Annotated in this window: 19 protein-coding genes and 1 pseudogene; 19 read left to right on the forward strand and 1 reads right to left on the reverse strand. The window is 63.4% G+C overall.

Annotation, left to right across the window (positions count from 1 at the left end; translation table 11 throughout):
- The first annotated feature begins 77 nt into the window (after positions 1 to 77).
- The 14 genes and pseudogenes from ACYG9Z_RS19605 (at position 78) to ACYG9Z_RS19670 (ending at position 13784) form a co-directional block, all read left to right on the forward strand.
- Positions 78 to 1652, forward strand: coding sequence for a phytoene desaturase family protein (locus ACYG9Z_RS19605; RefSeq protein ID WP_023748013.1), 1575 nt, complete (start codon positions 78 to 80; stop codon positions 1650 to 1652).
- Positions 1653 to 1764: 112 nt separating this feature from the next.
- Positions 1765 to 3294: an ABC transporter substrate-binding protein gene (locus ACYG9Z_RS19610; RefSeq protein WP_023682740.1), complete on the forward strand. Its 1530-nt coding sequence runs from the start codon at positions 1765 to 1767 to the stop codon at positions 3292 to 3294.
- Positions 3295 to 3327: 33 nt separating this feature from the next.
- Positions 3328 to 3440 (forward strand): annotated as a pseudogene (locus ACYG9Z_RS19615) (endonuclease domain-containing protein); the annotation flags it as partial.
- A 42-nt stretch (positions 3441 to 3482) separates the two neighbouring features.
- Positions 3483 to 4490, forward strand: coding sequence for an ABC transporter permease (locus tag ACYG9Z_RS19620; RefSeq protein WP_023682739.1), 1008 nt, complete (start codon positions 3483 to 3485; stop codon positions 4488 to 4490).
- Positions 4483 to 5331, forward strand: a complete 849-nt coding sequence (locus ACYG9Z_RS19625) for an ABC transporter permease (protein WP_023714925.1) — start codon at positions 4483 to 4485, stop codon at positions 5329 to 5331. The genes ACYG9Z_RS19620 and ACYG9Z_RS19625 overlap by 8 nt, the downstream gene beginning before the upstream one ends.
- A complete protein-coding gene (locus ACYG9Z_RS19630) occupies positions 5328 to 6206 on the forward strand; it encodes an ABC transporter ATP-binding protein (RefSeq protein ID WP_023751780.1) in 879 nt (292 codons plus the stop codon). Before ACYG9Z_RS19625 ends, ACYG9Z_RS19630 begins: the two co-directional genes overlap by 4 nt.
- Positions 6199 to 7029 (forward strand): ATP-binding cassette domain-containing protein, encoded by an 831-nt coding sequence (locus tag ACYG9Z_RS19635; RefSeq protein WP_023751781.1) that lies wholly within the window; start codon positions 6199 to 6201, stop codon positions 7027 to 7029. The genes ACYG9Z_RS19630 and ACYG9Z_RS19635 overlap by 8 nt, the downstream gene beginning before the upstream one ends.
- 77 nt (positions 7030 to 7106) lie before the next feature.
- Entirely contained in the window at positions 7107 to 7706 is a 600-nt protein-coding gene (locus tag ACYG9Z_RS19640; RefSeq protein WP_023751782.1) for a VOC family protein, read from the forward strand.
- 141 nt (positions 7707 to 7847) lie between these two features.
- On the forward strand, positions 7848 to 10142 hold the full coding sequence (locus ACYG9Z_RS19645; protein ID WP_023751783.1) for a bifunctional salicylyl-CoA 5-hydroxylase/oxidoreductase: 2295 nt from the start codon (positions 7848 to 7850) through the stop codon (positions 10140 to 10142).
- Positions 10139 to 10912 (forward strand): SDR family NAD(P)-dependent oxidoreductase, encoded by a 774-nt coding sequence (locus tag ACYG9Z_RS19650; RefSeq protein WP_023751784.1) that lies wholly within the window; start codon positions 10139 to 10141, stop codon positions 10910 to 10912. The genes ACYG9Z_RS19645 and ACYG9Z_RS19650 overlap by 4 nt, the downstream gene beginning before the upstream one ends.
- Complete coding sequence (locus ACYG9Z_RS19655) at positions 10906 to 11376, forward strand: MarR family winged helix-turn-helix transcriptional regulator (RefSeq protein ID WP_023667803.1); 471 nt, start codon at positions 10906 to 10908, stop codon at positions 11374 to 11376. Before ACYG9Z_RS19650 ends, ACYG9Z_RS19655 begins: the two co-directional genes overlap by 7 nt.
- Positions 11373 to 12185, forward strand: a complete 813-nt coding sequence (locus ACYG9Z_RS19660; RefSeq protein WP_023667804.1) for an enoyl-CoA hydratase family protein — start codon at positions 11373 to 11375, stop codon at positions 12183 to 12185. The genes ACYG9Z_RS19655 and ACYG9Z_RS19660 overlap by 4 nt, the downstream gene beginning before the upstream one ends.
- Entirely contained in the window at positions 12185 to 13333 is a 1149-nt protein-coding gene (locus ACYG9Z_RS19665) for an acyl-CoA dehydrogenase family protein (protein WP_023667805.1), read from the forward strand. Before ACYG9Z_RS19660 ends, ACYG9Z_RS19665 begins: the two co-directional genes overlap by 1 nt.
- A 55-nt stretch (positions 13334 to 13388) precedes the next feature.
- Positions 13389 to 13784, forward strand: a complete 396-nt coding sequence (locus tag ACYG9Z_RS19670; RefSeq protein ID WP_023667806.1) for a RidA family protein — start codon at positions 13389 to 13391, stop codon at positions 13782 to 13784.
- A 23-nt stretch (positions 13785 to 13807) separates the two neighbouring features.
- Here the strand turns inward: ACYG9Z_RS19670 and ACYG9Z_RS19675 are convergent, their stop codons facing one another.
- Positions 13808 to 14899, reverse strand: coding sequence for an LLM class flavin-dependent oxidoreductase (locus ACYG9Z_RS19675; protein WP_286460991.1), 1092 nt, complete (start codon positions 14897 to 14899; stop codon positions 13808 to 13810).
- 120 nt (positions 14900 to 15019) lie between these two features.
- Here ACYG9Z_RS19675 and ACYG9Z_RS19680 point away from each other — a divergent pair, with 120 nt between their 5' ends.
- The 5 genes from ACYG9Z_RS19680 (at position 15020) to ACYG9Z_RS19700 (ending at position 20152) form a co-directional block, all read left to right on the forward strand.
- Positions 15020 to 15781 (forward strand): HpcH/HpaI aldolase family protein, encoded by a 762-nt coding sequence (locus tag ACYG9Z_RS19680; protein WP_023751785.1) that lies wholly within the window; start codon positions 15020 to 15022, stop codon positions 15779 to 15781.
- 155 nt (positions 15782 to 15936) lie between these two features.
- The gene (locus tag ACYG9Z_RS19685; protein ID WP_023751786.1) at positions 15937 to 17136 is read left to right on the forward strand and encodes a pyridoxal phosphate-dependent aminotransferase; all 1200 of its coding nucleotides are present in this window, start codon (positions 15937 to 15939) and stop codon (positions 17134 to 17136) included.
- Between the two features lie 76 nt (positions 17137 to 17212).
- Complete coding sequence (locus ACYG9Z_RS19690) at positions 17213 to 18010, forward strand: ABC transporter substrate-binding protein (RefSeq protein ID WP_023751787.1); 798 nt, start codon at positions 17213 to 17215, stop codon at positions 18008 to 18010.
- A 150-nt stretch (positions 18011 to 18160) separates the two neighbouring features.
- Positions 18161 to 18835 carry an amino acid ABC transporter permease gene (locus ACYG9Z_RS19695; protein ID WP_023667812.1) on the forward strand — a complete coding sequence of 225 codons (675 nt, stop codon included), beginning with the start codon at positions 18161 to 18163 and terminating at the stop codon, positions 18833 to 18835.
- 45 nt (positions 18836 to 18880) lie between these two features.
- Positions 18881 to 20152, forward strand: a complete 1272-nt coding sequence (locus ACYG9Z_RS19700; protein WP_023740559.1) for a cysteine desulfurase-like protein — start codon at positions 18881 to 18883, stop codon at positions 20150 to 20152.
- The last annotated feature ends 5 nt before the right edge of the window (positions 20153 to 20157 follow it).

The following is a 20157-nucleotide window of genomic DNA, read 5'->3' on the forward strand; positions in this document are numbered from 1 at the left end:
CGGCCCTTAATATCCTACTAGACGAAAACATATGCATCTGCAATTATCTTTAAGCATAAAGGAAATGGGAACGGGGCGTGAGCGAGTTCGACGCCATCTTTGTCGGGGCGGGCCACAACAGTCTGGCATGCGCCGCGCATCTGGCGCTGAAAGGCTGGAAAACCGGGATTTTCGAGCGCAGCGCAGCAATCGGCGGTGCCGTCCAGACCCACGAATACACCCTCCCAGGGTTCCGGCACGATTTCGGTGCAATGAATCTGAGCCTGTTTGCCGGCTCCGCCTTCCACCGGAAATATGCAAATGAATTGAAAGCGCAGGGTCTTGAGTTCGCGCCGGTCGCCGACTGTTTCGCCAGCGCCTTTCCGGACGGACGCTGGTTCGGCGTCAGCAATGACTTGGAAAGGACTGCCACGCGGCTGGCCGCGTTCTCCGCCGCCGATGCCGCGACGTGGCGCAAGCTCGTTGCCGCCTTTCCTGCTGAGGCCGAGCATCTGTTCCGGCTGCTGGGATCGCCGATGAGTGCCCGCGCGCTTGCCGGCACCGCCTGGAACCTGTGGCGCAAGAAGGGCATGTCAGGCGCGCTCGATACCGGCCGGCTTTTGCTGTCGTCACCTCGCGCCTGGCTGGAGGAGACCTTCGAGTCGCCTTATGTGCGGGCAACGCTTGCCACCTGGGGCATGCATCTCGATTTCGCACCCGACATCGCCGGCGGCGCCGTGTTCCCCTATCTGGAATCGATCGCCAACCAGAGCTTTGGCATGGTGCTAGGCAAGGGCGGCGCCGACACGATCATCCGGGCGCTGGCAGGTATGGTCACCTCGGCGGGCGGCACGATCGTCACCGGGGCGGAAGTTGCCGAGATCACCGTTGCCGGCGGCAAGGCATCGGGCGTGCGACTCGCTTCAGGTGAGACACATACGGCCACCAAGGCAGTGATTGCCGGCGTCGCGCCCAGGGCGCTGACCGGCAAGTTGCTGCCCAACGGTTCCGGCGACGCCGGCTTCGACACGGCGATGCAGAAATTCCGGCACGCGCCGGGCACGATGATGATCCATCTGGCGCTCGACGACCTGCCCGATTGGCGCGCCGGCGCGGAGCTTCGGCAGTTCGCTTATGTGCATCTGTCGCCGTCGCTCGACGCGATGTCGCGCACCTATCAGCAGGCGATGGCGGGCATGCTGCCGGACGAACCGGTGCTGGTCGTCGGCCAGCCGACCGCGATCGATCCGTCGCGCGCGCCTCAGGGCAAGCATGTGCTGTGGGTGCAGGTGCGCATGCTGCCTGCCGAAATCCTGGGCGATGCGGCAGGCAGGATCGCGCCCGCGCATTGGGATCAGGTCAAGGATGCCTACGCCGAGCGCGTGCTCGACATCATCGAGATATACGCACCCGGACTGCGCCCGAAAATCCTCGGCCGTGCAGTGTTCTCGCCAATCGACCTCGAGCGTGAGAACCCCAATCTCGGCGGTGGCGACCAGGTCTGCGGCAGCCACCATCTGGCACAGAATTTCCTGTTCCGCCCGGCGCGCGGTTATGCCGGCTGGAACACGCCGGTCGGCAATCTGCATCTCATAGGCGCCGCGACATGGCCCGGCGCCGGCACCGGCGCGGCCTCCGGCTTCATGCTCGCGCAACAGCTTGGCGGGAGGTAGCTCGCAAGATTTCATGAAGGCGACGAGAGGCAAGGCGCTGCTGCCCACGAAGCCCGGATCGATAAACTGATAGTGCCGCGCAAAGACAACAAAACCAACAAGGGGAACGACCATGACAATCAACAGACGAGAATTGCTGGGATACAGTGCCGCGGCACTTGGGGTGGCGGCGATCGGCCTGCCTGAGATCGCCAAGGCGGCAGCGGGCGAGCTGACCATCGCCTATAACGTCAACCTGCCGTCCTGGGATCCGACCACCGGACCCTCGGCCGTCAACCCGACGATCCAGGGCCTCTACCAGTCAGTGTTCGACCAGTTCATTCCGCAAAAGCCGGACCTGTCCTTTGCGCCTGGCCTGCTCACCGAATGGGGCTGGAACGAGGATCGCACCAAGGTGACGATGACGGTGCGCGAAGGCGTGACCTGGCATGACGGCTCGCCCTTCACGCCCGAGGACGTGGTCTGGTCGCTGCAGCGGGCGGGCGACGAAAAGACCGGCAATCCGATCCAGTTCGTCTGGAAGAACGTCAACAATTTCAAGATCGACGGCAACAAGATCACCGGCGACGTCGTGCAGTTCGATCCGGTCTACTTCAAATGGATGTCGTTCCTGACCGGCTACATCCTGCCGAAGGCCTATTACGAGAAGGTTGGCGCGGAAGGTTTCGAGAAGGCGCCGATCGGCACCGGCCCGTACATGGTGGAAAAATTCGAGCGAAATGCTTTCCTCCGACTGAAGGCCAACCCGCACTATTGGGGCGACAAGCCGGCCTTCGAGAATGTGACGATCAAGTTCGTCACCGACGCGGCGAGCCGCGTTGCCGAGATCGAATCCGGTTCCTCGCAGGTGACGCTGGAGGTCCCCTATGAAGAGTATGACCGGCTGATCGCCAAGGACGGGCTTGCCGGCTCGTGCAAGCCTGTTTCCGACATCGGCATGATCTTCTTCAATGACATTGAAGCGATGCTGGACAAGAACGTCCGCCAGGCCGCTGTCATGGCTGTGGACAAGGAGCTTCTGGTCAAACGGCTGCTGCGCGGCTATGGCCAGCCGATCGCTACGCTGGAGACCCCGGAGTACACGGCCTTCGATGCCTCGATCAAGGTCGAGCACAATCCTGAAAAGGCCAAGGAGCTGCTCGCGGCTTCCGGCTATTCGCCGGAAAAACCGGTCAAGTTCACCATCCAGACGACCAAGGGCTTCAAGCCCAAGGATTATGAGATGATCCAGGCAATCGTCGGCATGTGGCGCAAGGTCGGCATCGAGGCGACGATCGAGGTCTACGAGATCGCCAAGCACTATGAACTGCGCGCCGCCGACAAGCTGGCGCCGGCCGCCTTCTACAATTGGGGCAATGCCATCGGCGATCCGACAACGTCGACTGGTTTTGCCATGTATGGGCCGAGCCCGCATTCGGTGTGGGACAGCCAGGACCTGATCGACATGATCAATCCGCTCTGGGGCGAGAAGGACGAGGCCAAGCGCATCGCCGGCTGGAAGGCTGTCGACAAGTATATCGCCGAGCAGGCCTATGTGCTGCCGCTGATTCAGTATGCGCAACCGGTCGTGCATGCCAAGGGCGTCAACGTGGTGCAGCATGTGTCCGGCGCGCTGCTGCCGGCGCTGATGACCCCGGCCTGATATCGGCTTGTGGGCGCCACCCTTCGCTGAGCGGCCCCCTCATCCGGCCCTTCGGGCCACCTTCTCCCCGCTGGGAAGAAGAGACCAGCTCAGCTGTCCGTGACCTCTTCTCCCCTCGGGGAGAAGGTGGCCGCGAAGCGGACGAATGAGGGGGCTCTTCGTTAGAAACGCACTGGGCCAACACCAGAATGCTCCTGCAACGATTCCTGATCCGTCTGCTTACGATGCTGATCACGCTGTTCGGCGTGGCTGTCGTCGTCTTCGTCGTGATCCGCGTCGCGCCTGGTGACCCGATCGCCATGATGCTGCCCCCCGGTGCGACAGATGCCGACATCGACCGGCTGCGTGCACTCTACGGGCTCGACAAGACCATCGTGCAGCAATTCTTCATCTGGCTGTCCGGCGTCGTCAGGGGCGATTTCGGCACCTCGATTTCGCTCAGGCAAGATGTGCTCAGCCTTGTCTTCAATCGTTTGCCGGCAACGCTGGAACTTGCCATCATCGCGCTCGTCATGGCGGTTGTGCTCGGCGGCACGACGGCGATCCTCGGAGCCCGCGAGCGCGGCACGGCGGTCGAAGCCGGCATCGATATCGCCAGCGGCGCCGCCCTTTCCATTCCCGATTTCCTGTGGGGCCTCGTGCTGATCCTTTTGTTTGGCGTGCTGGTGCCGATCTTCGATATCTCCGGCCGCGTGTCGCCGCAGCTCGATCTGCCCTTCGTCACCCAGTTCTATTTCTTCGAGAGCTTGCTTCGGCTGCGCTTCGACCTGACCTGGGATCTGCTGAAACACATGCTGATGCCGGCAGTAGCCTTGGCATTGCCGCTGGCGGCAATCATCGCGCAGTTGCTGAAACAGTCGCTGAAGGAAGTGCTTGACCTCGACTATGTCGTGCTGGCCCGGGTGAAGGGGTTTTCGGAAACGCAGGTTATCCTGCGCGAGGCGCTGAAGAACGCTGCCTTGCCGACACTGACTCTCGTCGGCGTCCAGTTCACCTTCCTTGTCGGCGGCACGGTCATCGTCGAGCGGCTGTTTTCCTACGAAGGGCTCGGCAACATGGCGATCGATGCCGTCATCAACCGCGACCTGCCGCTGATCCAAGGCATCGTGCTGGTGTTCGCGCTGCTGTTCGTGCTGATCAATCTTGGCGTCGACATGATGTACGCGCTGCTCAATCCGAGGCTGCGCCATGGATGAGGCACGCATCGCCCGGCGCGGACTCGGCCCGAGGCTGTGGCTGGCCGGCGGCTGGCTGCTGCTGGCGCTGCTGGCCGCGATCTTCGCGCCGCTGGTCGCACCGCAGGACCCGCTGGCGCAAGACCTGATGCTGGAACGGCTGCCGCCATTCTGGATGAGTGGTGCGGAATCCGGCTATTGGCTGGGCACCGACAGCCTCGGCCGCGATCTCCTCTCCCGGCTGATCTTCGGCGGCCGTATCGCCTTCATCGTCGCTTTCGCGGCGGCGATCGCCGCCTGCCTTGTCGGCTCGACGCTCGGACTGGTCGCCGGCTATTTCGGCGGCTGGGCCGACCGCATCATTTCACGCATCGTCGACGTCTGGATGGCATTCCCGCCGGTGCTGTTCGCCATCCTGCTGGTCGCGGTGCTCGGCACCGGCCTCAGTTCCGTCATCCTCGCCATCGTCATAATCGACTGGACGCGCTTTTGCCGGGTGATCCGCGCCGAAGCGATGGGCCAGTCGCGCATGGACTATGTCGAGAACGCCCGCATCGCCGGCTATGGCCGCATCGGCATCATGCTGCGCGAGGTGCTGCCCAATGTGGTGCCGTCCATCGTGGCACTGCTGTCGCTGGAGATGGGCATCGCCGTCATCGTCGAGGCCATCCTGTCCTTCGTCAATCTGTCGATCTCGACCGACGATCCGACCTGGGGCGGCATCATCGCCGAGGGCCGGCTGTCGATCCATCAGGCCTGGTGGGTGCTGGTGTTTCCGCTTGTCACGCTGATCCTCACCGTGCTGTCGTTCAGCCAGTTCGGTGAGGCGCTGAAGACACGCTTCGATCCGGTGCTGCGATGAGCGCTTGCCTGGATATTGCCAATCTGAGCGCCGTGCTGCCGAATGGCCAGCGCGTGCTGCGCTCGGTGTCGCTCTCCGTGCAGCCGGGTGAGGTGCGTGCTCTTGTTGGCGAGAGCGGCGCCGGCAAGACGATGATCGGCAAGGCGGTGCTGGGTGTGCTGCCGTCAAGCGTGCGCATCGTCGAAGGCGCCATGCAGCTCGAAGGCCAAGACCTCGGCAGGCTGCAGCCCAAGGCAAGGCGCACGCTGATCGGCGCTCGCACGGCGCTGATCCCGCAAGATCCGTTGACTGCGCTCAACCCGTCGCGCCGCATCGGTCCGCAGATGACTGACCGGCTGGTGCGCATTCTCGGCTGGAACGGTGACAAGGCGTACAAGCGTATCCGGCAATTGTTGGATGAGGTGCAGATCCGCGATCCCGACCGGGTGCTGAAATGCTATCCGCATGAACTCTCCGGCGGCATGCGCCAGCGTGTGCTGATCGCCGCCGCCTTCGCCGCCGAGCCACGGCTGATCGTTGCCGACGAGCCGACAACCGCGCTCGACGTTACCGTGCAAAAGCAGATCCTGCGACTGATCGCCGAGCTGCAGCGCGAGCATGGCACCGCGATCCTGTTCGTCACCCACGATCTCGGCGTCGTTGCAAAGATCAGCCAGCAAGTGTCTGTGCTCTACGCCGGCAAGGTGGTGGAAGAGACTGACACAGCCGCTCTCTTCGCCGCGCCTGAGCATCCCTATACGCGGGCATTGATGGCCGCTACGCCGCGCTACACGGATCCCTTTGCCTCGCTGAAGCCGGTGGATGAGACGGTGCTGGCAGGACTCGCTGCGGAGATCGCCGCCTCCGACCAGGCGTGGAGAGGGCCGCATGGTTGAGCCGCTGTTTTCCGTGCGCGGGCTGAAGGTGGCGCTAGCCGACATGACCCGCAAGCCGCTGATCGGGCGCGCGCCGCTGGCCGAGATTTTGAGAGGCCTGGATTTCGATTTGCCGAGGGGCTTGGTGACCGGCATCGTCGGTGAATCCGGGTCCGGAAAATCGACGCTCGGCCGCACGCTTGTCAGACTTCTGGAGCCGAGCGTCGGCAGCATCCATTTCGAGGGCCGCGATATCGCCCATCTGCCGGATGCCGAGCTGCGACCTCTGCGCCGCCACCTGCAGATGATCTTCCAGGACCCGATGTCGTCGCTCAACCCGCGTCGCACCATCGCCGGCATCATTGCCGCGCCGCTCAAGCAGAATGGGCTTGGCGACAGGCTCAAGGAACGCGTCGCCGAGGCATTGCATCGCGTCGGCCTGCCGCAAAGCTTCGCTAGTCGCTATCGTCATGAACTGTCGGGCGGGCAGCGCCAGCGCGTCGGAATTGCGCGCGCGTTGGCGCTTTCGCCGAAATTCGTGCTGGCCGACGAGATCGTCTCCGGCCTCGACGTATCGACGCAGGCGCAGATCCTCACCCTTTTGGAGAGACTGGCCGCGGAGATGGGGCTGACGGTCGCCTTCATCAGCCACGACCTGTCGGTCATCCGGCGGCTGTGCCAACAAGTGATCGTCATGCGCGAGGGCAGGATCGTCGAGGCGAGCGCCACCGATGCGCTGTTCGACAATCCCAGGAAGACCTACACGCGCGACCTGCTTGCCGCCATCCCACTGCCTGAGATCGACGCGGACTGGTTGCGGCCAGCAACGAAAGCGCCGGCATAGGACTGTTCACCCACCACGCCGAACAGCGGGCTTCGGACGTGCATGAGGGCAAAATCAGCCCGCGAACGGAGGGTAATATGAATTACGCAGCCCGCGGCACGATGCTTGCCGCGATCCTGTTCTGCTCGATGGGAACGGCTTCGGCCGATGCGATCCCGGGGATGCGCGGCCACGACCACACCGGCATCACGGTGCCCGACATGAAGCAGGCAGTCGACTTCTTCACCGAAGTCGTCGGCTGCAAGAAGGCGATGTCGTTCGGTCCGTTCGCGGATGACAAGGGCACCTTCATGCAGGATCTTCTGGGCGTCGATCCGAAGGCTGTCATCGAGCAGGTCACCATGGTGCGTTGCGGCTATGGCTCGAATATAGAGCTGTTCAAATACACCGCGCCCGACCAGAAGGATTTGACGCCGAAGAACAGCGATATCGGCGGCTTCCACATTGCATTGTACGTCGATGATGTCGCCGCGGCCAAAGCCTATCTCGACGGCAAGGGCGTGAAGACGCGGATGGGGCCGCTGCCGGTCAAGGAAGGTCCGGCGGCCGGCCAGACCATTCTCTATTTCCAGGCGCCATGGGGGCTGCAGCTGGAGGCGATCAGCTATCCCGACGGGATGGCCTATGAGAAAGGTGCCGAGACTGTGCTGTGGAGCCCGAAGAACCCGGAGAAGTGATTTCCAGAGCGCGCTTTCGGGGCCAACCCGCAGGCGCGCCACCCGTGTTCAGCAATCGTTCCAACATGAAACTTTAAGCTTGAAATATTTCATCTCCGGCGCGATACTTGAGATGCAGCAAGCGAAGAGGAGATCGCACGGATGAAGGTTGCGGTTCTCGGTGGCGGACCAGCCGGCCTCTACTTTGCCATTTCAATGAAGCTGCGGGACGCCGCCCACAAGGTCACGGTGTTCGAGCGCAACCGCGCCGACGATACCTTCGGCTGGGGCGTCGTGCTGTCGGCCGAAACACTCGACAACCTTGCCAAAAACGACCCGGTCAGCGCTGTCTGGATCAAGAAGCATTTCGCCTATTGGGACGACATCGCCGTCATCCATGACGGCGTGCGCACGGTCTCGTCGGGCCACGGTTTCTGTGGCATCGGCCGCAAGCGGCTTCTGATCCTGCTGCAGCGACGCGCGCGCGAACTTGGCGTGAGGCTGATGTTCGAGAGCGATATCGCCGACCCTCAGCCCTATATGGAGACGCATGATCTGGTCGTCGCCGCCGATGGGCTGAACTCAAGGGCGCGCAACACCTTCGTCGAAGTCTTCAAGCCCGACATCGACACCCGCAAATGCAAATTCGTCTGGCTCGGCACCAACCAGAAATTCGACGACGCCTTCACCTTCATCTTCGAGAAGACCGAGCATGGCTGGGTGTGGGCGCACGCCTATCAATTCGACAGCGAGACAGCGACCTTCATTGTCGAGTGCAGCGAACAGACCTGGGCTGCCTTCGGCTTCGGCGCCATGTCGCAGCAGGAATCCATCGCCGTCTGCGAGCGCATCTTTGAGAAACATCTCGGCGGCCACGCGCTGATGACCAATGCCAATCACATCAGAGGTTCGGCCTGGATCAATTTCCCGCGCGTGCTGTGCGAACGCTGGTCCTACAAGAACCTGGCTCTGATGGGCGACGCGGCGGCCTCGGCACATTTCTCGATCGGCTCCGGCACCAAGCTCGCATTGGAAAGCGCGGTGGCGCTGGCCGAATATGTCAAAACCGAACCGGACCTCGACGCCGCCTTCCGCAAGTATGAGGATGCGCGCCGCACCGAGGTGCTGAAGCTGCAGTCGGCGGCGCGCAATTCGCTGGAGTGGTTCGAGGAGGTCGAGCGCTATCTCGGCCTTGATCCGGTGCAGTTCAATTATTCGCTGCTGACCCGCTCGCAGCGCATCAGCCACGAGAATTTGCGGCTGCGCGATGCCAAATGGCTTGAAAGCGCCGAGGAATGGTTCCAGCGCCAGGCGGGGGCAGGCGGCAACAGGCAGCGCCGGGCGCCGATGTTCGCGCCGTTCAAGCTGCGCGACATGCAGCTCAACAACCGCATCGTTGTTTCGCCGATGGCGCAATACAAGGCAGTCGATGGCTGCCCGACCGACTGGCATTTCGCCCACTATGCCGAGCGTGCCAAGGGCGGCGCCGGGCTTGTCTATATCGAGATGACCTGCGTCAGCCCGGAAGGACGCATCACGCCCGGTTGTCCCGGCTTCTATGCGTCCGAACATGAGGTGGCGTGGAAGCGGCTGGTCGATTTCGTCCACACCGAGACCGAGGCTAAAATCTGCGCCCAGATCGGGCACTCCGGGGCCAAGGGCTCGACCCGTGTCGGCTGGGAGGGCACCGACGTGCCGCTCTCCTCGGGCAATTGGCCGGTCATGGCAGCCTCGGCGATTGCATGGTCGCCGCAAAACCAGGTGCCGAAAGCCATGGACCGCGCCGATATGGATTTGGTGCGCGACCAATTCGTGGCCTCCACCGAAATGGCCGATCGTTGCGGCTTCGACATGCTGGAGATCCACGCCGCGCATGGCTATTTGCTGTCGTCCTTCATCACGCCGGTCACCAACCAGCGTACGGATGAGTATGGCGGTTCGCTGGAAAATCGCATGCGCTATCCCCTGGAAATCTTCCATGCGGTGCGCGCCGCCTGGCCGGCGCGAAAGCCGATTTCGGTGCGCATTTCGGCCAATGATTGGGTCGGCATGGAGGGTGTGACGCCGGCCGATGCGGTGGAGATCGCGCGAATGCTGCATGAAGCCGGCGTCGACATATGCGACGTCTCGGCAGGTCAGACCTCGATTGCCGCCAAGCCTGTCTATGGCCGAATGTTCCAGACGCCGTTCTCGGACCGCATCCGCAACGAGGTCGGCATGGCGACGATGGCGGTCGGCAACATCTACGAGCCGGATCATGTCAATTCGATCCTGATGGCCGGCCGCGCCGACCTGGTGGCCCTGGCACGGCCGCATCTCGCCGATCCCTACTGGACGCTGCATGCCGCCGTGACGCTCGGTGATCGTGGTGTCAAATGGCCGGATCCCTATCTGCCCGGACGCGACCAGATCTACCGGCTGGCCGAGCGCGATGCGGCGGCGGGGCTGAAAGTATGACGACGGCCTCGGCGATCCCCGGCAAGCATGCTTTGGTCACCGGCGGCGGCTCCGGCGTCGGCCGGGCCATCGCGCTCGTGCTGGCCGAGGCCGGCATAGAGGTGACCATATGCGGGAGGCGCGACGCCGAGCTTGCCAAGTTGGCCGGCGAGAACGACCGCATCCACGCCATGTCAGCCGATGTCACCGACGAGGCGGCGATGATTTCGCTCTACGCGCAAGCGGAAGCCGTGCGCGGCCCGTTCGACATCGTCGTCGCCAATGCCGGCATGGCCGGCAGCACGCCGGCGCACAGGACCTCGCTTGCCGACTGGCAGCGGACGCTCGACGTCAATCTGACCGGCGCCTTCCTGACGGTGAAGCCGGCGCTGGCCGGCATGGCCGCGCGCAAGGCGGGCCGGATCGTCTTCGTCGCCTCGACCGCAGGGCTGAAAGGCTACGCCTATGTCGCGCCCTACGTGGCGGCCAAGCATGGGGTGGTCGGGCTGATGCGGGCACTGGCGGCCGAGACGGCGAAATCCGGCGTGACCGTCAACGCCGTTTGCCCGGGCTTCGTAGAGACCGGCATGCTGGAGGAGTCCATTCAGCGCGTCGTCGAAAAGACCGGCCGCTCAGTCGAGCAGGCGCGGGCGAGCCTTGCCTCGACCAACCCGCAAGGCCGTTTCATCCAGCCGCAGGAAGTTGCCTCAGCGGTGCTCTGGCTGTGCGGCGATGCGGCTGCGTCGATTACCGGACAAGCAATTTCGATCTCAGGAGGCGAAACATGGTAGCCGGCCCATTGCCCGCGCCGTCGGGACCCGGCAAGGACCGGCTGCGTCTCTGGATCAGGCTGCTGCGCGCCTCGCGCACGATCGAAGCGGAGCTGCGCGAGCGCCTGAAGAAGGAATTCGATACGACGCTGCCGCGTTTCGACGTCATGGCCGCCCTCTACCGCGCGCCGGAAGGCATGCTGATGAGCGATCTGTCGCGCTTCCTGCTGGTATCCAACGGCAATGTCACCGGCATCGTCGACCGGCTTGTTTCGGAAGGGGTGGTCGCGCGCGCGCGCCGCAATGGCGATCGCCGCACATCCATGGTGCGACTGACCGACGAGGGTTCCAAATCTTTTGCCGCAATGGCCGCGGCGCATGAGGGTTGGATCGGAGAATTGCTGGCCAAGGTCAGCGAGGAGGATGCGCGCCGGCTGACCGGCATGCTGACCTCGTTCCGCAGCAACTGGGAGGGACGCGAATGAGTTCGATGGCCGGCCTCAAGCCGAAGCACTTCCTTTGGGAAGTCGAAGGCAGGATCGCCAAGGTGCGGCTCGACCGGCCGGAGCGCAAGAATCCGCTGACCTTCGACAGCTATGCGGAACTGCGCGACACGTTCCGCGATCTCGTCTATGCCGACGACGTCGACGCCGTGGTGTTCCTGCCCAATGGCGGCAATTTCTGCTCGGGCGGCGATGTCCACGACATTATCGGCCCATTGGTCAAGATGGACATGAAGGAATTGCTCGCCTTCACCCGCATGACCGGCGATTTCGTCAAGGCGATGCTCAACTGCGGCAAGCCGATCATCGCGGCGGTCGACGGTGTCGCGGTCGGCGCCGGCGCCATCATCGCCATGAGCGCCGACATCCGCATCGCCACGCCGGAGGCCAAGACCGCTTTCCTGTTCACCCGCGTCGGCCTTGCCGGCTGCGACATGGGCGCCTGCGCGATCCTGCCGCGCATCATCGGCCAGGGCCGTGCCGCCGAATTGCTCTACACCGGCCGCACGATGACGGCAGCGGAAGGCGAGCGCTGGGGCTTCTACAACAGGCTGGTCGATGCCGCAGTGCTCGAGGCCGACGCGCTCGAGATGGCGGCGCGCATCGTCTCGGGTCCGACCTTCGCGCACGGCATCACCAAGACGCAGCTCAACCAGGAATGGTCGATGGGCCTCGACCAGGCGATCGAAGCGGAAGCGCAGGCGCAGGCGATCTGCATGCAGACGCGTGACTTCGAGCGCGCCTACAAGGCCTTCCTCGCCAAGGAGAAACCGGTGTTCGAGGGCAATTGATGGCTGACAAGAGTTTCCTCAACTGGCCGTTTTTCGAAGACCGGCATCGCGAACTCGCCGAACGCCTTGATGCCTGGTGCGCCAGGAACCTGCCCGTCGATCACCACGACGTCGATGCCGCCTGCCGCGAGCTGGTGGCGAAACTTGGCCGCGACGGCTGGCTGAAGCCGACGGCGCTCGATACCGACAATCCGGGACCGCTCGATGTCCGCACCTTGTGCATCACGCGCGAGACGCTGGCGCGCCATGACGGGTTGGCCGACTTCGCCTTCGCCATGCAGGGGCTCGGCACCGGCGCGCTCAGCCTGTTCGGCACACCCGACCAGCAGCAATGGCTGGCAAAGACCAGGGCCGGCAAGACGATTTCCGCCTTCGCGCTTTCGGAGCCACGCTCCGGGTCGGATGTCGCCAACACCGAAATGACGGCGAGCCGCGATGGCGACTTCTATATCCTCAGCGGCGAGAAGACCTGGATTTCCAATGGCGGCATTGCCGATCTCTACGTCGTCTTTGCCCGCACCGCCGAGGCACCGGGTGCCAAGGGACTTTCCGCCTTTCTCGTACCCGCTGATACCAAGGGGCTTGGCATTGCCGAGCGCCTTGAAGTGATCGCGCCGCATCCGCTGGCGCGGCTTTCCTTCGATCAGGTCCGGGTGCCGGCTTCGGCGCTGATCGGCAAACCGGGAGACGGCTTCCGCATCGCCATGTCGGTGCTTGACGTGTTCCGCTCCACGGTCGGCGCGGCGGCACTCGGCTTTGCCCGCCGGGCGCTGGACGAAAGCATCAGCAGGGTGGCCGAGCGCAAACTTTTCGGCGCTCCGATGGCAGAGCTGCAGATGGTGCAAGGCCATATCGCCGACATGGCGCTGGACATCGATGCCGCAGCGCTGCTGGTCTACCGCGCTGCCTGGACCAAGGACATGGGCGCGGCTCGTGTCACCCGCGAGGCGGCGATGGCCAAGCTGTTCGCCACCGACAAGGCGCAAGAGGTGATCGACAAGGCTGTGCAGCTGCATGGGGGGGACGGCGTCCGCAAGGGCCATATCGTCGAGAGCCTCTATCGCGAGATCCGCGCGCTACGCATCTACGAGGGCGCATCCGATGTGCAGAAGGTGGTGATCGCACGGCAGGTGATGGGCGCGGCCTGACAGCGACGTATTTGATTTTGAGATTTGGTTTTAAGAATACCGGGGAGGCTTGAAAATGCACGAGATCCTGCAGCCGGAGGGCTGGGCGAAACCGGTCGGCTACGCCAACGGCATTGCCGCGCGCGGCAGGCTCGTCTTCGTCGGCGGACAGGTCGGCTGGAACGGGCAGTGCCAGTTCGAGACCGACGATTTCGCCGGCCAGGTGCGGCAGACGCTGCAAAACATCGTCGCCGTGCTGGCGGAAGCCGGCGCGGAGCCACGGCACATCACCGCGATGACCTGGTATTTCACCGACAAGGCCGAATATCTCGGCAATCTCAAGGGTATAGGCGAGGCCTATCGCGAGGTGATCGGCCGGCATTTCCCAGCGATGGCCGCCATGCAGGTGGTGGCGCTGGTGGAAGATCGCGCCAAGATCGAAATTCAGGCAACCGCCGTCATTCCGGATTAACGAATTCGTTATTCCCGGATTGATCAGCAGCGCAGCCCCGCCCGCTTCAGCAGCGGAAATACGTGGTCGCAGAAATAGGGCAGTTCCTGGGTGTAGTTGACGAACGACAGCGCGATGCCCTGGTAGCCATGCCCGGCTATTGCCGCCATCTCGGCGGCAATCGTCTCCGGCGTTCCAACCAGCGGGTAGGTGCCGGCGCCGCCGGCGAAACGCTGCCGGTAGCGGTCATAGGCATGCGGGTCATGCGACTGCGAGAACTCCTTCTTGCCTGCCATATGAGCATCGACCGCATCGTGGTCGACCAGATCGACGGCATAGCGCGTGTAGTAGGCCTGCGCCTCTTCCATGGTTGGACGGCAGACGACATGCGCCACCGTGTAGACGCCGACGTTGCGGCCAACCTTGTCGGCCCGCTCGCTGATGTCGGCGACATGCTTGCCGGCATCGCTCATTTCCGAAAAGGTCGTGAACAGATAATCGCATCGGGCGGCGGCGAAATCCCGGCCCGGGCCACCGAAAGCAGCGTTCATGGTCACCGGGCGTGGAACCTGCAGGCTCGCCGGCCGGCTCACCGCCTCCTTGAGGCGATAGTAGGTGCCTTCATAGTCCAGAGGCTGGTCCGAGGCGTAGAGCTTTTCCAGGATTTCGATCCATTCGGCGGCCTGGTCGTAGCCCTTCTCGACCAAAGGCGTGCCGAACATGCCGAATTCCTTCGGGTTCCAGCCGCAGACGATGTTCAGGCCGGCGCGGCCCTGGCTGATATGGTCGACAGTTGCCAGCGCCTTGGCGGCATAGAGCGGATGCACCAGCGGCACATGCACGGTCATGAACAGGCCGATCTGCTCGGTGGCCACCGCCAGGGCTGCTGCCCAGGTGAAGGTCTCGAACGACCATTCGCGCACCTTGTTGCGGCCGCCAAAGCCACGCCAGCGCGCGATCGGCAGCATAAATTCCAGCCCGGCGCGGTCGGCGATCTGCGCCGCCGTCAGATTGTCCTGCCAGCTTGCCGTCCAGCGTTCCGGCACATCGGTGATGGCCAGACCGCCATCGGCATTGGTCGAAAAGACGCCGAGCTTCAGTTTGTTCGAGCCGTGCAGGGGATGCGTTTTGATCATCATGGGAACTCGTGGCGGGAGACCGACACGCTAGGCCCGCGCAAAAATATTTCAAGCCTGAAATAGCTTCGCCTCGCCGCCGATTGCGGATATGAATTCGGAGGGGAAAAGGGGATGGATATGAGCGCGTTCCGTCAGAAGTGCATCGGCAAGACCAATCTCGTCGGCTCCTTCGCCGCTATGCCCCATCCCGTCGCCGTCGAAGTGATGGCGCTCACCGGCCTCGACTTCGTCTGCATCGACTGGGAACATGCCCAGATCGCGCGCGACACGATCGAAACCATGGTGCGCGCGGCCGACGTGCATCGCGTGCCGGCCATGGTGCGTGTTCCCGGTCATGCGCCGGAAGCTATCCAGGCGGCGCTCGACAGCGGCGCACAAGGCGTGCTCGTGCCGCGCGTCTCGACCGCTGCTCAGGCCGAGGCGGCGGTGAAAGCCTCGCGCTATCCGCCGCTGGGCGAGCGCGGCGTCGGGCCTGGCCGCGCGGCCGGCTATGGCTATCGCATTCCCGAATATCTGGCCGCGGCCAATGATAGGGTGGTCGTCGCGGTCCAGGTCGAGACATCGGAGGGGCTGGCCAACATCGAGGCGATCGCGGCCATAGACGGCATCGATGTGGTCTTCGTCGGCCCCGGCGATCTCTCCGTGTCGATCGATGCGATCGGGCCGAAAGGCGTGGACAAGCTCAATGAGGCGATCACAAGGATCATCCGCGCGACCGTCGCGCATGGCAGGACATCGGGTATATTTTGCGCCAGCCCACAGACGATCAGCCAGTGGGCCGCTATCGGCGCGAGCTTCTTCGTGCTGGCCAGCGATACGATGTTTCTTGGCGCCGGCGCTGCGGCCAACTGCACCGCTGCGCGCGCCGAGCTGCGGTAGACGGGCGGGATCGGGCAAAAACTTTTTAAGCTTAAAACTTTTTCCTTGAAAAGCGCAGCACATTGGATAGCATCCAAACTCGATGGCGACTGTCGTGCCGGTGGGGCTTGCCGGGCAGTCCGTCGCGGTGCTCCGGGTGGGAGGGGTTTCAGTCCTTGTCGTTCATACTGCCCCAGTCATCGTCCAGCGCGCGTTATGCTTTCGACGGCGTACGTGCCCAGATCCGTGACCTGCACACCGAAAACATTGCCAACCTTGCCGTGCGCGCCCGAGAACTGGGCGACGTGATCGCGCTCTGGTACGGCGAAGGCGACATGGTGACGCCCGCTTTCATCCGCGACGCGGCGAAGGCCGCCTTCGATGAAGGCCAGACGTTCTACTTCCCTAACATGCGTGGGCACCCCCTACTGAACGAGGCGCTGTCGGAATACCAAACGCGCATTCACGGCCGGACGATCCCGATTGCGCGCACCACGGTCACGCCCGGCGGCATGCAGGCGCTGTACCTGGCGCTGGAACTGCTGGTCGATACCGGCAGCAACGTCGTCTATGTCGCGCCGCAATGGCCCAACATCCACAACGCCATCCATCTGATCGGCGGCGAGCCAAGGCCGTTTTCGCTCGACTTCAAGGGCGACTGGCATCTCGATCTCGACCGGCTGTTCGCCACTTGCGATGCGCGCACACGCGCGATCTTCCTGTCGACGCCGTCCAACCCGACCGGCTGGACCGCGTCGCGCGAGGAGATGCAGGCGCTGCTCGACTTCAGCCGGCGCACCGGCATCTGGATCATCTCCGACGAGGTCTATGGCCGGCTCTATTTCGACGGCAATGTTGCTCCTTCCATCCTGCAGATCGCCGAGGATGGCGACCGGGTGCTGTCGGTCAACAGTTTTTCGAAGGCGTGGGCGATGACCGGCTGGCGCATCGGCTGGCTGACGCATCCGTCGGGGGTGGCCGACCAGCTTGGCGCCATGACGCAGTACATCAACAGCGGCACCGCCGCGCCTATCCAGGCAGGCGCTGTCGCCGCCATCCGCCAAGGCGAGCCGCTGGTCGAGGAGATCAGGCAGCGGATCAAAACCGGCCTCGACCTTGCCTATGACAGGCTGGCCCAGATTCCCGGCATCATCCTGCCGACGAAACCGCGCGGAGGCATGTATGCCTTCTTTGCCATGGACGGCGAAAGCGACGCCCGGCAGGCCTGCGCCAGGATACTGGAGACGGCGCGCGTCGGGCTGGCTCCCGGCCACCTCTTTGGAAATTCGGCAGCGGCCTTCCTGCGGATGTGCGTGTGCCGTGAACGCGACCAGATAGCGACCGCGCTCGAGCGCATGGTCGCCGCCATAAATTGACGCCCCGCTGGGAGGTGGGACGGCAACAAACCGTGCGGGAGCAAACCCGCCCGATCACAACCAGAGGGAACACAAAATGAGCTTCACTCGTCGCAACCTGCTTCTTCTCGCCGCCACGATCGGCATCGCTGCCGGCCCGGCCACCGCCTTTGCCGCCGATGTGCTCAATGTCGGCGCCTACCCGACCAATCCGCCCTTCGAATACAAGAACGAGAGCGGCACGTTCGAGGGCTTTGAAGTCGACATCGTCAACGAAGCGGCCAAGCGTGCCGGCATGACCACCGACATTGCCGACCTCGGCTTCCAGGCGCTGTTCGCGGCTGTCAGTTCCAACCGCATCGATGTCGCGATCTCCTCCATCACCATCACGCCGGAGCGACTGAAAACGCTGTCCTTCACCCAGCCCTATTATGACTCCGACATGGGCATTGCGACGAAGAGCGATAGCGCTGTTAACACCGAGGCCGACCTCAAGGGCAAGATCGTCGGCGTGCTTTCAGGCTCGACCGGCGAGACCTGGGTCAAGGCGCATCAGGAGGCTGACGGCTACAGCGACGTGAAGGGCTATGACACGCAGCAGAATCTTCTGCTCGACCTCAGCGCGGGCCGCGTGGACGCCGCCGTCAGCGATATTCCGGGCATGGAATACTCCTTCACCAAGATGAAGGACCTGAAGGTCAAGCAGCGCATCAAGACCGGCGAACAGTACGGCCTGATGATGAGCAAGGACCATCCGCTGCTCGGCAAGCTGAACGACGCGCTGACCGCGATGAAGAAGGACGGAACGCTGGCCGCGATCCACAAGAAGTGGTTCGGCAGCGACGCGCCAGCCGATTCCTCGACGGTCAAGGAAATGCCGCTGCCCAAGGCCTGACCGGCAATGCACTTAAATCGTGCCGGCTCCCAGGCCGGCACGATTCATTTCACGCTCCGGCGCCTGCTGCCACACGGATAGCCTCATCGGAGGCAAGGTCGATTGGTTTTAACTTGAGCATCCTTTGCTCTGGGGTTCGGGAACGCTCCCATGTCGCTGATCGACACCTTCTTCAATCCTGACGTGATAATGTCCAGCCTGCCGGCGCTGTTGCGTGGCTTCCTGAACACGCTGCTGCTCGGCATTTTGAGTATCGGCATCGGCATTCCCATCGGCCTGGGGATCAGCCTGTTGCGGCTCTATGCGCCGAAGCCGCTGCGCTGGCTGGCGGTCGGCTACACCGACATCTTCCGCGCCCTGCCGGTGCTGGTGGTGCTGATCCTGATCTATTATGCGCTGCCCTTCCTCGGCATCCGTCTGTCGTCCTGGGCCTCCGCCGTGACGGCGTTCGCCATCATCATGTCGGCCTATTCAGCAGAAGTGTTCCGCTCCGGCATTGAGAGCATTCCGAAAGGCCAATTCGAGGCAGCACAGGCGCTCGGCCTGCCTTTCCTTTTGACCTTGCGCAAGGTGGTGCTGCCGCAGGCGATCCGCGTCGTCATCCCGCCGATGACCAGCAATTGCGTCTCGATGTTCAAGGACACGTCGCTCGCTTCCACCGTTGCGCTGCCTGAACTGTTGAAGGAAGCGACCAACGCGCAGTCGCTCTATGCCAATCCCTCGCCGCTGATCGGCGCCGCTTTGGTCTATCTCATCTTCCTCTGGCCGATGGTCCGCCTCGTCAGCCTGCTCGAAGACCGCTTCAAGACCGAGAAGACGCGCTGACCTCATCAACCGTCCCGCTTCCCAAGCCATTCGCAGGAGATACAGTTGAGCAATTCCCAAGCCGCCGGCGGCTTTCCGGTCGACACCATCCGCGCCATGTTTCCGGCCTTGCAGCGCGCCGGTGATTTCATCTTCATGGACAACGCCGCCGGCGCGCAGATCCCGCAGAGCGTGCTCGACGCGGTGACCAATCACCTGGTCTCGCACAATGTGCAGCGTGGTGGTCGCTATGGGCGCTCGGTCACGGTCGACCAATCGGTTGCGGATGCTCGGACGAGCGTGGCCTTGCTGATCAACGCCTACAGTCCGTCGGAAATCTGCTTCGGCATGAACGCCACCTCGTTCATTCGCCTGGTCAGCCTCGGCATCGGCCAGATGCTGGCCAAGGACACAGAGCGCGACGAGATCGTCATCACCGATATGGACCACGACGCCAACATCGCCACGTGGCTGGCGCTGGAGCCCGCCGGAGCCAAGTTCAAATGGTGGCGCATGCGCGAGGACGGCAACCTGCATGTCGACGACCTCAAGCCGCTGGTTTCCGATCGCACCCGTCTCGTCGCCTGCACGGTGACCGCGCATTCGATCGGCTCGATCGTCGAAGTCGCTTCGGTGGCCGCGATCGCGCATGCGGCCGGCGCCGAAGTGTTCCTTGACTGCGTGCATTACGGACCGCACGGGCTGATCGACGTGCAGGCCTGGGACTGTGATTATCTCGTCTGCTCCGGCTACAAGAATTTCTCGCCGCATATGGGCTTTCTGTGGGGCCGCTTCGAAACGCTGAAGCGGCTGCCGACCTTCCGCGAGGATTTCATCCCCGACGAGCCGCCTTACAAGGTCGAGGCAGGCACCTTCATCTACGAGAACGTCTCGGGCATGGATGCCGCAGTGCAGTACCTGGAACTGATCGGCCGCAATCTGGCGCCCTCCAACAACCGCTCGCGGCGCGACAACATCGTTGCCGGCATGGGCGCCATCCGCGATTACGAAGTGCTCCTGGCGCGTGAGATGCTCGCCGTGCTCAAGGGATGCAATGCCACGATCTACGGCGTCGCCGAGGAAGCCCGCATCAACGAACGCGTGCCGACATTCTGCTTCAACATCGGCAAGCTGTCGCCGCAGCGGATCGTCGAGGAAATGGCTGACATGCAGATCGGCATCCGCGACGGCCATATGTATGCGCCCCGGCTGATGAAGCGTCTCAACCTGTCGATGGACAGCGGCGCCATCCGCGCCTCGCTGGTCCATTACAACACGGTCGACGAGGTCAGGCGTTTCGGCGAGGCACTGCGCGCCGTCATCGCAAGGCTGTCGTAGCTGGT

It is taken from the genome of Mesorhizobium sp. RSR380A, assembly GCF_054719385.1.